The 14113-nt window shown below is 40.6% G+C and carries 13 protein-coding genes; 10 read left to right on the top strand and 3 right to left on the bottom strand.

Annotated elements, in window-relative coordinates:
• From K331_RS30795 to K331_RS31300, 4 genes are all read left to right on the top strand, one after another.
• Window positions 1-686: DNA/RNA non-specific endonuclease (locus K331_RS30795; RefSeq protein ID WP_226383722.1), on the top strand; the 686-nt coding region annotated here is incomplete at its 5' end.
• Window positions 687-693: 7 nt separating this feature from the next.
• Window positions 694-1170, top strand: a complete 477-nt coding sequence (locus K331_RS0128515) for an antitoxin YezG family protein (RefSeq protein ID WP_028592965.1) — start codon at window positions 694-696, stop codon at window positions 1168-1170.
• Window positions 1171-1542: 372 nt separating this feature from the next.
• Entirely contained in the window at window positions 1543-3192 is a 1650-nt protein-coding gene (locus K331_RS0128520; RefSeq protein ID WP_028592966.1) for a hypothetical protein, read from the top strand.
• Between the two features lie 35 nt (window positions 3193-3227).
• Complete coding sequence (locus tag K331_RS31300) at window positions 3228-3749, top strand: hypothetical protein (protein WP_028592967.1); 522 nt, start codon at window positions 3228-3230, stop codon at window positions 3747-3749.
• Window positions 3750-4510: 761 nt separating this feature from the next.
• Here the strand turns inward: K331_RS31300 and K331_RS0128530 are convergent.
• The gene (locus K331_RS0128530; protein ID WP_028592968.1) at window positions 4511-5413 is read right to left on the bottom strand and encodes a copper amine oxidase N-terminal domain-containing protein; all 903 of its coding nucleotides are present in this window, start codon (window positions 5411-5413) and stop codon (window positions 4511-4513) included.
• Between the two features lie 899 nt (window positions 5414-6312).
• On the opposite strand from K331_RS0128530, the gene K331_RS0128540 reads away from it, so the two are divergent.
• The 3 genes from K331_RS0128540 to K331_RS0128550 are packed head-to-tail and all read left to right on the top strand — an operon-like array spanning window position 6313 to window position 9120.
• Complete coding sequence (locus K331_RS0128540) at window positions 6313-7047, top strand: AlbA family DNA-binding domain-containing protein (protein WP_028592969.1); 735 nt, start codon at window positions 6313-6315, stop codon at window positions 7045-7047.
• A gap of 29 nt (window positions 7048-7076) precedes the next feature.
• Window positions 7077-7373, top strand: coding sequence for a hypothetical protein (locus K331_RS0128545; RefSeq protein WP_028592970.1), 297 nt, complete (start codon window positions 7077-7079; stop codon window positions 7371-7373).
• Between the two features lie 40 nt (window positions 7374-7413).
• Window positions 7414-9120, top strand: coding sequence for a hypothetical protein (locus K331_RS0128550; protein ID WP_028592971.1), 1707 nt, complete (start codon window positions 7414-7416; stop codon window positions 9118-9120).
• Window positions 9121-9523: 403 nt separating this feature from the next.
• Here K331_RS0128550 and K331_RS0128555 read toward each other — a convergent pair whose 3' ends face one another.
• Window positions 9524-10222, bottom strand: coding sequence for a hypothetical protein (locus tag K331_RS0128555; RefSeq protein WP_028592972.1), 699 nt, complete (start codon window positions 10220-10222; stop codon window positions 9524-9526).
• Between the two features lie 765 nt (window positions 10223-10987).
• On the opposite strand from K331_RS0128555, the gene K331_RS0128560 reads away from it, so the two are divergent.
• From K331_RS0128560 to K331_RS0128570, 3 genes are all read left to right on the top strand, one after another.
• Window positions 10988-12022 (top strand): IS630 family transposase, encoded by a 1035-nt coding sequence (locus K331_RS0128560; RefSeq protein ID WP_028592973.1) that lies wholly within the window; start codon window positions 10988-10990, stop codon window positions 12020-12022.
• Window positions 12023-12247: 225 nt separating this feature from the next.
• Window positions 12248-12577, top strand: a complete 330-nt coding sequence (locus K331_RS0128565) for a hypothetical protein (RefSeq protein WP_156897737.1) — start codon at window positions 12248-12250, stop codon at window positions 12575-12577.
• A gap of 478 nt (window positions 12578-13055) precedes the next feature.
• The gene (locus K331_RS0128570) at window positions 13056-13502 is read left to right on the top strand and encodes a hypothetical protein (protein ID WP_036636147.1); all 447 of its coding nucleotides are present in this window, start codon (window positions 13056-13058) and stop codon (window positions 13500-13502) included.
• A gap of 282 nt (window positions 13503-13784) precedes the next feature.
• On the opposite strand, the gene K331_RS0128575 is transcribed toward K331_RS0128570, so the two are convergent.
• Window positions 13785-14113 (bottom strand): IS3 family transposase (locus K331_RS0128575; RefSeq protein WP_028592976.1); only part of this gene is annotated, 329 nt, incomplete at its 5' end.

A 14113-nucleotide genomic window follows, 5' to 3' on the forward strand; every position in this document is an offset into this window, starting at 1 on the left:
GTAATGGGCGACCTAGATGGGAGTTCGAGGACTATTCCCGGATGGATAGCAATGGTCGTGGAGGTTCTGGTGGTGGACCGGATAAGCCACCTAAGAATCATCATGAGGATGAACGGAAAAGAAGGGAAGATGAGGAACGACGGAGAAAAGATGAAGAGGCTGAGGGGACGGGTAAAGATAGTAAGACTGTAATCCCTTATGGACAACAAATTGAAAAAGTCGGAAATAAAAAAATATTAAAACCAAATGCAAAATACACTACGCCACAAGGATATACTTATGAAACAAATGAATTTGGTCGTATTGAAAGTGTCGAGGCTGATTTACAACTGGGCAAAGGAACAAGAAATCAATACGCTCAAAGTAATGTGGGAGAAACAGACAGAATCCGAGGTGATTACCCAGATAGAGATGATGGTGGTCATTTAATTGGTAGTCAATTTAAAGGTTCTGGGGATATTGATAACTTAGTTCCAATGAATTCCCAAATTAATGAGGCTGGTGGAAAATGGCATCAGATGGAAAAAGAATGGGCATCGGCGTTAGAAAGAAAAGAAAGCGTAAAAGTAAAAATAAATCCCCAATACACTGGTAATTCTGCAAGACCTGATAGCTTTATAGTAGAGTATTCAATAGATGACGGTAGGACAAAGAAAATTACAATAGAGAATCAAATTGGAGGTTGATAGAATTATGGATCAACAGATGGATCGACTATATCCCTTGATAGCAGAACATATTTTAAGTATGATACCTGACGACAATTGGAACGAGATTTATTTATATGCCGAAATATTGGATGGATCAAGAGAGGTATATTTTTATTTCAATACTTCTGAGAATGAGGATTTTATATACTCCCATGATATCCCTGAAAAGTACAGTGTGAATGAAAAAATTTACGACAAATTATTATTAGAATTGCAAACCAAATTCAAAGAGTTAAGACAAATATTTATAGACAATGATCAAGACGCGTGGACAAACTTAACCTTAACATTGAAGTATCCTGGTAAGTTGAAGATTCATTATGATTATGAAGATATAATAGCTTCAACACTAACACCAACTCAAAGACAAATGATTTTTGAGTATCAATATTTAGGTTTGCTTCCTGAGAATGAAAAGAATAAACTATTTGTAGAGAACTACTTTAATAGTCAGGATTAATAGCTCTGTAGAATCAACATAATTAAGACAAACTTTTGGGAGCTTTTCGCTATGAATTAAGAATATCCAGTGTTGAATGTATCACATTCAACCAGTGAGCGATAAAATACAACACAGAATTACAGTCCAAGCAAAGACCTATTTCACTTTGAACGATAAGTGAGATAGGTCTTTTTCACATTGTAGGGAAATTAATCAGTCTTATTCATAGTTGTTATTAATAATCTTGTGCGACCAGTCGTTCAATACAAGATAGCCATCTGTATTATATTTGGTTTTTTTGTTGGATGATTTGCCCAGACCTTTTGCCGAATGAGCAGGTACGTTAAGCAGGTCGATTATAGTCAGATACCACCATGGTAGACCTGCTTTTTGTTATCTTCTCTTTCTCATCAGCATCAGCTCGTCGGCTCTGATGCTCTGCATCTGGGTACAACCACGGAGAAGCTGGATCTGGCGGAGCAAGTGAACAGCCAAGGGACGGAGGTACAGCTCGAAGCTTCTGTACATCAATCCTATGACGAGCCGCTGCTCTCGGCATTCGAACAGCAGGTAGCCGAAAAAGGGATTGGAGTGGTCATAGCCTCCCGCGCCCTGGACAATGCGCTGGAAGAGGGCAAGGGTACGCTGGATGCAGGCATAGAGTTCGTCGAGGGCGTGTGGAATTTTGCCGTGGATGTCGTCGATATGGGTGCGCAATTGCTCAATCCCGTGATCGAGCCAGGCGAGATGTTTGGGAAAGGTTTTTTGGAGCATAATGAGACGCAGGCCGGGCTAGGACGTGCTATGGAGGCGACCGGGACGTATATTGCAGATACGGTCACGCTGAAGAAAAGTTGGTCTGAGCTGGGCAACGACATCGTAGGGGCCGGGGAGTCCTTGATTGATCCATTTGTGAAGGTCTATGACGATAAGGGCAACGTACTCACTCGCAGCGCCGAGGAGAGCTATAATGCAGGATATAACCGGGTCAAAGCCGCGGAACGGGCCGTGGATATCATAGGTGCTGTGAAAGGCGTGGCCAAGCTCGCGAAGAGCGTCGGAGATATGAGCAAGGGCACTCCTGCAGTACACGGGGAGTCAGCTGGCGGCAAATCGACTAGTGGGGGCGGAGATTCAGGCGGAAGGGGCATGGTAGCTCCTCGTTGGAGTGATACCCTGCACGATGCCGTCAAAAGTCTAGGTGGAGATGGGAAACTGAAGACCAACGCCCTGCGGCTCCCACTGGATATAGCCTCGCTGGAGAGCTTTATGCAGAGCCTTGCAAATCGGATGAATATCTTTTCCAAGAAACTCGTTCCCGTCGGAATCGGGAAAATCAGTAATGGGCGACCTAGATGGGAGTTCGAGGACTATTCCCGGATGGATAGCAATGGTCGTGGAGGTTCTGGTGGTGGACCGGATAAGCCACCTAAGGATCATAATGAGGATGAACGGAAAAGAAGGGAAGATGAGGAGCAACAGAGAGAGGATGAAGAGGCTGAGGGGATGGGTGAAGCTCCTCCTATAAAACCTATTGAGCCTCGAGGGGAACCTATAGAATTTGAACCACTTATTAAGCAAGAAAAAATTGCTCAACAGACATACGATAGTTTAAAAAGAACAGGTTTAGATATGAATGAACTTGAACTGTTCTCCAAAAATACAGGACTTAGTTTGGAAGAAGCCATTGGATTGAAGAAGCATCTGTTTTTAACTGAGCATGTTAATTTACCCGATCCGATAACCGGGAAATATTATTATACGGGTTATTTTCATCCGGATATGCATATTGCTTATGGGTGGGAAAAGGCACTTCAAGGGGAATTATCGCCTAAAGAAAAAGCATGGTTTAGACAATTAGCAGATCATGAACTAGCGGAAAGTAAAATGATGCAAGAAGGAATACCATATCGTAAAATTGAATCATGGAATCCTAAAGAGGGGATAACTGGAAGGCCGCCTAACGAGGGAGCTCATGATCTAGCACCTCTCCCACCAAAAGACTTCCCAGATTTTAAAGCGGATGAGACTATTTTATAATTTAATAAGTAAATTGATTTTAGGAGGACGCTTAGTTGAATCAGATGTTTGAAGAAGCTAGGACAAATATAAGAAATATTAATTGGGAAAGTGAAGAACCTAACAAACCTTCACACGGAATATTATTATATGAGTTTTTAAGGAGGGGTTCTCAATTTTATGACTTTATAGATCGCGAACCTAAAAAGAGACTGGCAATTTTTAGTGCTGCGGATATGTGTGGTATAAAGTTGCCAATTGAAATATATGAATACTGTGATGAATTAAACGAAATTAAGGATGAGTGGTTAGTCAAATCAGCTTGCAAAAGTTATTTGGAGTGGGCATATTTATCTGGTAAGAACGAATCCGTAGCACTTAAATTCCAAGGACTATATGATCCAATAATAAAGTTGTTCAGTAGAGGGGGGAGGATAAGATACCATAATGGCGAGTTAACCTGTGGAAGCGCTGCACGTTCTCGAATTATTTCTGTGAAGATGAGCACGGTTGAACCAGAGGATATTAGTCAAAGAGCTTTGGATAAACTCGACATAAATTGGAAAGTATCGGAATAATTATTAAAAGTAGGCTCCAGTCAAACAACTTTTAGTTCGAGAGCTACATCATATAAGTACATTCAATAACCACAATGCGAGATGGACGCCCGTATTGTGGTTTTGCCTCAATACTCACCAGTGCCGAATGAGTCGGGGTCTGAGTAAAATATACAGACCAAGTTGCTCCGTTAACCGTGATAATACTGTAGATCTTAAGTCGCCATTCGCTTTCTTCACACGAATTTGTGTGGCCGTGCTGCCACCCAGCACGATCGTTTGAGAATGCCAGTTGCCGATTTCTAGAATGCCAGTTGCCGATTTCTCTTTCACTTATAGGAGAAACTCTTCACTTATTTACAATCGGTAAAGTAATAAGTTATTTTTAGCTGTAGAAGTGTTATTAGATCTATACTTGATGTTGGTTGTATTGGAGAACGATGCCTAAGAGCCTGCAAGCCCCGCTGGGGCTACTTTGGCCAGATATTTAATCAGGAGTGGGGAGGTTCCCGACTTTGAACCTCAACGTTCCTAGGCCAGGATAACACCCCGCACAGAGTTTGGAGGAAGGATGGCTGAGTTAAGTCCCGCTATACTCTCAGAAAGAGACCCTGGATGTTCCTAGATGGTACTTTACTCAAAAGCTATTCTCCGATGGATTCCATGTGAAAGAGCAGATTCTATTTTAGAATCTGCTCTTTGTTTTAGAGGGGATATCCTACCATACAGACTGAAATCTAGCTTAAGTAAGAATGCACTCAGTACATAGTGAGGGCCTGTTGTTATGGCGTTATATCCAAGGCTTCATAAACCCGACTAAGCGGGATCATGTTATGGTAACGATCAAAGACGCTTACATCTCCTTTAACATAATTGCTTAAGTTTTTTAATACACTTTCAGAGTAAAGATAATATTCGTCGTAATCACCGTAATAGGAATCATATAATTCAGGATCTCCGATCTGGATGAGTAGTGAATAATATTCCGCATCAAAAATATAGGTTTCTTCTGGGACGAGTTCCGTAACTTTTCCGTTTGTTGGATCTGGGCCTTCAACAAAATGGGCATGTACGTTCTTTCCCTCAATTTGAGGTAACCTTACGTTTATCTTTCCATCTTTTATTGTTATACCTTTGAAGATTTGAGGGGCGATATTCACTTGAATACCATATGGCTCCCAATTTCCCCCAAACTCTAATACAGGTATCCTCCATGAAGTTTTAAGATCAATTACCTTATTGTGATGATCCCATGTAAGTGATCCACCCAATGATTCAATCGTTGTGCGTAAAGGAACCATCGTATCTTTGAGTCCGAGATCCGGATCTCTAATCACCGCTGGGGTAGTTAAGGGTTTAGCAACTCCATTGATCACGACTTGTTTTTGGTTGATTTTATATGTTACTTCATTGTTTGTATCGTTAACTCTGAATGAAACTGTGTTATTGTAATCATTCCAGTCTACCTCAGTGTTTAATGAACTGGAAAATAATAGGCTTGATGCATAAATAGCCCCTTTTCCTGTGTCCATATAAAGAAAAAAGTCGTCTGTCATCAGCATGTAGACACCATTGATTATAAGCCCAATACTGTTGTCTTCTTCAGCCTCTACAGAGGGAGAAATAAAAAGTGAGGGTAACAGTAAAAGCAATACAAACATAATCAAACATTTTTTTCTAAGCATATTTTGTTCCTTTCTAATGCGAAGTATAGATGAAATCATAATAACCTAAACACACGTACACTACTTCATTTCATCATGAGCTCATTGTACTGAGAATAGTTGCGGAAGTGAAACCAAATATTTACATCTAATACAGTGAATGAAGTGAATTATATCCCCGGAATAAAATACGTTCACAATGGCTATAAAATTAATAGCTAAGGATCTGGAGGAGATTACAATTGAAAATCAGATATGATGGTTGGAAAGATGAAGAAGATAGTATTCTAGCTAATACCATCTTGGAGTATGTTGCAGAAGGGAAAACATAGCTTAAAGCTTTTGAAGATGTAGGCATAAGGTTATCGAGGACGGCTGCAGCTTGTGGATTCCGATGGAATTCTGAGTTAAGATACGACTGCAGTGAACAACAAATAAAAGGTGAGACGAAACGTCAAAAAATTCACTACTCGTTCTACTAATTGGAAACAAACCGAAATGAAGGGCGAAGTAATATTATGCTGGCGCTGATGGATGCATAATTAGCAGCTGGCTTGATGTAGAAGGAATTATATAGTTTCAATAATAAAGAGGAATTTGATTTGTTACCTTCCCTATAAAGTCTCTTACCAAGAAGCATCATCTGCTCTATTAAAAATAGTCATTTGTCTACCGAATTTACTTTATCACGGTGTGAGTGAAAATCTTGGTTTCTAATCTTGTTAGGCCCAATAAAGTACTACCCAAGACTACTTGGTTACATAAAATCCTTTTATTTCTTATAATATGTGTATTGGGTAATCAATATAAGAGATGAAAGGATGTTTTTGTCATTAGTACTTTTTATACTGATTTTGATTTGCTAACCGAAAAGGACTTATTGGCATTGGTTGAAAACGAAATCATGGAAGGGTAACCAATTGGAATACAAAGCTGAGATTAGTAACTCTACAAGTCTGGTAGAAGAAGTCGCAGCTTTCGCTAATACCCGTGGTGTTGATATTATTATTGGCATTGCTGAAGGAGATTCAGCCGGCATACCTTCAGAGATCAAAGGGATCGATATAGAAGACCCAGATAAGTGGATGCGTGGCCACTCTCAATCAATTAGTTCTAATACGGACCCACAAATAACTCAGTTCAAAATGCGTTGTATCCCATTGTCTAACGGGAGATATGCAATCATTATTCGAGTATCACGTAGCATGACCGGCCCTCATATGGTAAAGAATTTTAAATTTCCTATTAGAATAGGTACCTCCAAAATACCGGCATCAACCAGCGAAATCCGTCGTTTGATGAGTATTACTGGCAGCTTAAATGACCACTATTCTCGTTTCAGGGTGCAAAGAATTACAAAGACTGTAGATGTTTACAAGATGAGAGCACCTTTTGTGATGGTTCATTATGTTCCAGTATCAGCTTTCGAATATCCGATTACATATCCTGTAATTGACCAAATAGAAAGAGTAAATTTATATATTTTAGGTTCTACAGGAGCTAACCCACGTATTAATTCAGATGGACTGATTAATCTTGAACGGGGGGAACGGAGGGTAAGGGCGGCCACACACAGATTTTTAGAAATGGAATTATTGAACAAGTGTCCAACTTATCATTCGATTATGCAAACAATAAAAATGATAAGGAGATAAAAAAGTTCACATTTCTAAGTCCAACTCGCTTGGAGAGACAGCTGGAATACTCCCTCGATAAACAAATTAAGAATTATACATTATTGGGGATTAATGAACCGTTTTATTATTATGTAAATTTGGTTGGTGTAATGGGCGTAACTGGCTGGGATCGAGGACGGCATTATGGTCTTCCTCCTCAAGAAATTGATGATGACTTTTTACAACTATCCGATGTGATAGTTGAATCTCGTGATTATGAGTCATATAAGAAGGTATACGAACAGGCAGTTTCGAGTTTGTGGAATGCTTATGGCTTTACGGAAGAACCGAGTGATTACAAATAATTATGGTTGATGTGAATGATTCATAAGGAGAGGTATCTACATGAGTCAATATGCATATTTCACACCATTTGTAGGGTGGGAAGAAAAACTGCCTACGGGTCTTCTGCAGACGGCCAATGAATTTGAGCAAGTGCAATTGGATGCACTACGACTTACTGATGATGAGAGAAACGTGCTTCGTAAGTCCAAAAAAACGCTATATTTAACTTGCCCCATATGTAATGGACCCATGTACTACAATAAGGGGTTTCAGATCATTAAAGATGGTATCAGAGAGGCAAATAAAAGCCCCTATTTTTATCATAACAATCGGGAGAATTGTCATTTTAGTGAGTCACTCTCGCATGCTCTCACAAAAAAATTCATTTTCAGTAAGTTGCGTGATGCTGGTTACACCGTGTATGAAGAGACGCGGCACCAGATTGAAGGAAAGAAAATCCGTGTTGATGTAGCTGCCTATATAGGTTCAGGAACAACTTCTAAGTTGCGTATAGTTGTTGAGATTCTGGCATCTGATATGAAACCTTCTGCTATATCGAAGAAAATAAATGCGTATTATAGTGAAGGTGTACCAACGGCATGGGTCATTGTTCTAGATGATTTATTCACTGGGTACACAGGAACCAAACAAATTGAGCTTGATCCAGACAGTGAAGAAATTAATTACCTGGTTCATAGTCTTCAGCCTGGGGAACAAAATCCCTTTGTTGTAACGGGTAGCAATAGCAAGGCGTTTACTCTTCTAATGAATGAGTATGGATTTGTTGTAGCTGTGACACATGCAGGAGAAGTTTTTCTCATTCGTCGTAATCCAGATAACGAGCTTCAGAGATTTAGTGCTCTGCAGAGGGGCGAGCCATGGACAACACAGGACGAGTTATACCAAATCACTCGAATCGCTGATAAAGATGTCGTTCGGACGCTTTTGGTTACTCCGCTACGCAAACTGTTAGATAGTGAAGATGTAATTTATCCGAAGGGTGCGGTTAGCTCAGCTTATCCACCTAAAGAAGGAAATCATTTCGAGGACCAGGTTTTTGAATCTAGCATAGAGCCTGGTATTGATTTTACGGAAGGTATGGTAACGGGAAGTGAAGCGGACAAGGCCCTCGATCCTGTAGCTCTAATTTATCAAACCTGGCGTGCTCAGCAAGCTGCAGAAGTAGAGTATATTTTAGAAGAGAAACGACTTCAGGCAGAGGAAGAACTACGACAACACCAAGCGGATCTTCATCAGCAAGCTAGCAAAGAACATCAGCACCTAGAGAATACAACTCCAAGACAGATGGATATTCAAAAGGTCACTGCTCCTCAACAAGAAGACTCTATTAACTATATCAATCATAATGATAGCAAGCGATTAGCATCTCCCAAAAAAATAGAAGAAGTTGAACGGCATCTACTTCTAAATGGATTTAACACTGCCCAAAAAATGGACTTGTTTAGCATCTCAAATCGCATTGCAGATATCATCCTCACTCAACTATCGGACGATTTAAAGGGTCTGCCCATTGAACTAATCCGAAATGATGAAACGATTTGGGCAGCATATGAAACATTATCACCCCAGGATCGAATTAAACTGGAACGTAACGTATTTCCTACAGGATTACCTCCTTGGTTTATGACCCAAATGATTCGTCTTAATCAGAAAGAGACAGCGGAAGACCGTAAACGAAAGGCACAGTTAAAGCGGTCGTTGAACAAAAGTACATTTGTTGACGAATACCCAAGATTTGATTTTTGACAGATTAGTATATATAGAGAAAGAAGGAAGTGTTAGAGACGGTAAACCACGGAATGGGTGGTTAGAAATAGCTAGTTGCAGGTTACACATTCAATGATGCTGTCAACGCCAAGCTGAAGAGGCTTGGCGTTTGAATTTTCATTCAATCAGATCTGTTACACTGCAAGCGATGCTAATTTATGCATGTATGAATATCAAAAAACTGGATATTTTGTTCGTCCTCACTAAAAACAAGACAAACTCCTAAGTTTCATTCGAAACAGAGGAGTTTGTCTACACTCTGAAGCCCCCTTTAAGGGGCTCTTTGATGATTTAACTGATCAGGTGGTCATGCCATTATACATAAAAAAACCACCAATTAATAGAACAACTAGAATACAAGCAATAATTAAAAGAATTTTCTTCATGATTTAGTGAAATCGGACCCCCATCCTCCATGTGGATTTCCCCATATCTTAAATGTATTTACGCCAATTTGGAAGCCTAACTTGGGATGTACGAAATTCCATTCGAAATAAGATGTTTGATAAGCCTGGTTGCCTTGGATGTATGGACTGTCATCATCCACGCTTATTGTAACAGAGGGATACCAGTTTCTAAGTACACGGCCGCCGCCATTGAGGATGTCTGTAATCTTTCTATTATCGAAGTTGGTACCAGATACTCTGTACTGGATGTACACCTCGACAGTAATAATATCAATTCCTAAGACAGTAGTTTTAGCTTGATCCGATTGTCTGTAAGTCGTTGTGCTGCTAAGCGAGATGTTGTCGTCGGCAGCCTTTCCTTTTTCGAAAGTAATTTCAACATCCCCACCGTACAGCTTCGTTTTCTCGCCAGTGCTCATGGCTTTGAAGATTGATGCTGCCACGTCCGGGTCGCTAATGTAGTCTACGAATTTTTGCTGATCATCGGCGGATAGTGCTTTAAACTGCTCCAGTACGTCTTGTTCTGATGAGTTGGATTGCATTGACATTGAATTACTAAGGTAGTTTATGTAGTCTTCTGGGGTGTTGATCTCGGATACGTTTGCACTAGCAGAGAACGGAAGGGCCACTAAAAACATGGAAAAAACAAGAAACATGCTAATAAGCTTCTTCAAAACAATACCTCCTCGTAGTATATAGTGCAGATTCTCTCGTTTGGGAATATCTACAATGTTTATACTAACACATAACAAAAACTATCACAAATGCCTATAATGATAAATAATGTTAAATTGGTAGTGGGATGATAGGTTTTTTTAATTGTAAACAAATATATAAAAGCTGCTAGAGTTAGCGAATTAGTATCTATAGAGGCTAATCAAAATCAAGAGCTTAATTCTCTTCAAAAAAAACGTAGAGCGTAAAGAGCGGCTTAGGATAAGCTGCTAACATTGTATCTAAAAGACTTAAACACTTCACCAACAAATAATTTGTACGGCTCCAAGGATTGGGTATCGAGACGGTCGGAAAATGATTCACAGAGCATAACTCATCCACCTCAGATTGAACTTCGTAACTTTGTTGCTGGTGCCAGCTTCATTGCCATTCCCTCTATAAGGGGCACTATCAGCTCCTACGAGCACCAGGTGTGAACAAGACTATTTGACTCGTTATCAAGTTGATAGCAACATCACATTGATCGTTCACTGCTTTTGGCTACAATCATATGCAGGTTCTGGATCTGTAAAGGTCCGAGAACCTTCTTCAATCCAGAGTGAATCTAGAAGGGCCACACTTGGGTGTTGGAAGTGCAATCAAGGAGTCGTAAGTGTTAAAAGAAAATAAAGTACTATATAGAACGCAATTAAAAAACAAATTCCTTTACTCTAACCACCAAAACGGGTAATTAACAGTAAGACCAACCCAAGGTGGCGATAAAAATGAAAAACGAAGAAATCGAGCGCTTGAACTTAGCCATGAAAGAAACATCAGATAAACGGCTTTACGAAAGGTACCTGGCGGTACGGCTGCGATTAGAGGGACATACCTTTGCAGAGATCAGCAATTTACTCGGTCGCATTCGTCAAACCATCAGTAACTATTGGAAAAGTTATCAAACCCAGGGTCTTTCCGGACTAGAAATGAGCCACTCCCCTGGACAACCACCTAAGCTCACGGAAGAGCAACGCATCCAATTAGCCGCTATGCTGGAGCAGAACCAGCCAGCCGATGTAGGGTTTGAAGCTCGCTACACCTGGACCCTGCCACTCATCGCGGAATGGATCAAGCGAGAGTTTGGGGTCACGATGAGTGTGCGCGGGATCAGCGCCATGCTCAGACGCATGAACTTCAGCTTCACCAAAGCAACCTATACGCTGGCCAACGCTGATGAAGAGGCCCAGGCGTATTTCCGCAAGCACACCTTTGTCCAGCTTAAAAAGCAGGTGGAAGCCGAAGAAATCGATCATCTGCTGTTTGAAGACGAATCGATGATTCGTTCCTATCAAGCACTGCAATATAACTGGTTTCCGCGAGGCAAGCAGCGCAAAGTTCCGACATATGGGAAGCACGAAGGAGCGAAGCTGTTCGGTGCAATCAATTATGAAACCGGACAGGTGCATCATCGTGAAGAAGAAAAGGCCGATGTGGCCGCCTTTATTCGGTTCCTCGAAGACCTTCTGTTGGCGTACCCGAACGGAAAAATGGCTATGATTTTAGATAACAGCCGGATTCATCATGCTACCGGGTTACAGCCTTTTCTAAAGAAACATCCGCGCTTGCACTTGGTCTTTCTGCCGCCGTATAGTCCAAATCTGAATCCAGTCGAAGGACTTTGGCTGTGGCTCAAATCAGATGTGGTCAATAACGTCTTTTTTGAGAAGTTCTATAAGATTAAGCTTCATGTCAGCCAGTTTATAAAGCGAATCAATAAGCATCCGATGGAAACTATTGATCGCTTACTAATTAGGTTTTAATCTTAAATGCGTTCTATATAGATAATATGGAGGGAAGAGATGAATTAGGTCTTTGAAGAAGCTAAATGCATTATTCGAAATGTTGATTGGAGCCATATTGAGTTTAAGAGACCGTCATATGCTGTGTTGTTGTCTGAGCACCTGAGAAGAAGCTCATTATTCTATGATTATATTCACAAAGATTCGATGAGAATAATAGTATTTAGTGCTATGGAATTAATCGATATGCAATTACCTAAAAATATATTAGATGAATGTATGGAATCACTCCAAAATGTAAAAGGTATTTTTGTCAGAGAAGTGTGTATACATTATTTGGAATGGGCTTATTTGATAGGGGAGGGTGTGCCGATCGCTGTTCAGTTTCAGGAGCTATATTTACCCATAATAAAACTATTTGAAAGAGGGGGCAGAATACAATATGATAAAGGACTGTTGATTATTGGGGGATTAGCTTGTTCGCGATTTTTATCTTCGGGGTCTTGTATGTTTGAACCAGAGGATATTAGTGATAGTTATCTAGATGAGATAGACAAAGATGTTTTGAATAAGTAAATCTTGTAAAATATTTTATATAATTATCTTTTCAATACAATCAACAACGCCACAATGCGAGCTATCCGCCGTGTTGTGGTTTCTTTTTTTGTCCATCGCTGTATGCTAAAAAATACAATTATACAAGTGGCGGCTATTTATAAATACTCCACCCAGTGCTGAATGATTCGGGCGGCAGAGTCCAATTAGACATACCCATGTAATAGCCGTTTAAAGATATCTCCATTTCGGATGTATGCAAATCAAATGATTTATTTTATAAATAGTAGGCTAGATGAATATCGAACGTGGTATATGACTAATGATAGTCTCGCACTATTGAACTAGCTTTACGGCGAAGAGGATTTTTTTGAAAAAAGTGAGGAAGAGTAGTGAACTTCAATTTATTGCCATTCATCGTCCTTATACACTAAGATGAACATGAGCTAGAGAAACGGTTCGTAGCCCGAGCTTTTTCCTGGAAAGGATGAATACATACATGTTAAATCTGGTCCCTGAGCCAATCGACTTCGTCATATCTACGACGGATGTGGAGGTCGTCTACACCGAGCATGGCGGAGCTAAGATCCGGCTTGATGCCCAAAGGTCTGATATCCAGCCAACGAATGCCCAGTCCACGGCTAACCAGCCGACCGCATCCATGGAATATGAGGAGTTGGAGATTTACTTACCGATTGTCGCGGAGGTCAATTGTATAAGCTTGAACTTCTACGAGGCACATCATGGAGAGTTTGAGATTCTGGATGGGCAAGGAATGAATGGGTTCTATGCCGTACAGGACTCGCAGCATCTTCAGCAGCGACAGCCTCTATACGACCCGCGCAATCGTCTGAACCTGCGGCATTATCTAATTACAGGGAATGATAGCTATATAGAGCTTATCGCCTCGGACTACAGTATACGCAAGACACAGAAAGAGAAGTAGAACTACAGGAAATAGAGAAGAAAGAATCAAGCTGAGAACAAGAGATAATAAGTACTAACACAGCCACAGAGCCACAGAGCCACAGAGCCACAGAGCCACAGAGCCACACAACTTCCACCTTCAGATCATCGAAATTCCAGGTGACTGCATCTCTGGAGACAGTTCAGCGTCAAGCTCCGTCATCGACAAATGTAATACGAAATAAGGACTCGACCACAAGCAGCTATCTCCGGATAGCTGTATTTTAAACTGTACCCCTTGTAAAGGACAACTTAAAAAAGGTTAGGCGACTTCAAGCTGCTGTCTGTATCGTGCAGGCGGCAGCTTGTTTAAGTTCCATTGACCTCGATAATGATTGTAATAGATCATGTAGCTTTTCACTTCTTGTTTAACCTCTTCCAAGGTCATACATTCTTTGAAGTTCGTTTCATCTTTAAAATGCCCAAAGAATGATTCTTGTGGGGCGTTATCCCAGCAGTTTCCTCTACGTGACATCGATTGACCCAGCCCCATCTTCTTCACAAGCTTTTGGAACTTCGGGTTCGTATAGTGAAATCCTTGATCCGAATGAATCAACGCATCCTGAGTAAGATGGCGATGTTTCTTGAGTT

Source organism: Paenibacillus massiliensis subsp. panacisoli DSM 21345 (assembly GCF_000426545.1).
Taxonomy (GTDB): Bacteria; Bacillota; Bacilli; order Paenibacillales; family Paenibacillaceae; genus Paenibacillus; species Paenibacillus panacisoli.

Coding starts and splice junctions, on each gene's coding strand:
- K331_RS0128515 (WP_028592965.1), top strand. CDS start 694: ATGGATCAACAGATGGATCGACTATATCCCTTGATAGCAGAACATATT.
- K331_RS0128530 (WP_028592968.1), bottom strand. CDS start 5,413: ATGCTTAGAAAAAAATGTTTGATTATGTTTGTATTGCTTTTACTGTTA.
- K331_RS0128550 (WP_028592971.1), top strand. CDS start 7,414: ATGAGTCAATATGCATATTTCACACCATTTGTAGGGTGGGAAGAAAAA.
- K331_RS0128560 (WP_028592973.1), top strand. CDS start 10,988: ATGAAAAACGAAGAAATCGAGCGCTTGAACTTAGCCATGAAAGAAACA.
- K331_RS0128565 (WP_156897737.1), top strand. CDS start 12,248: ATGCAATTACCTAAAAATATATTAGATGAATGTATGGAATCACTCCAA.
- K331_RS0128570 (WP_036636147.1), top strand. CDS start 13,056: ATGTTAAATCTGGTCCCTGAGCCAATCGACTTCGTCATATCTACGACG.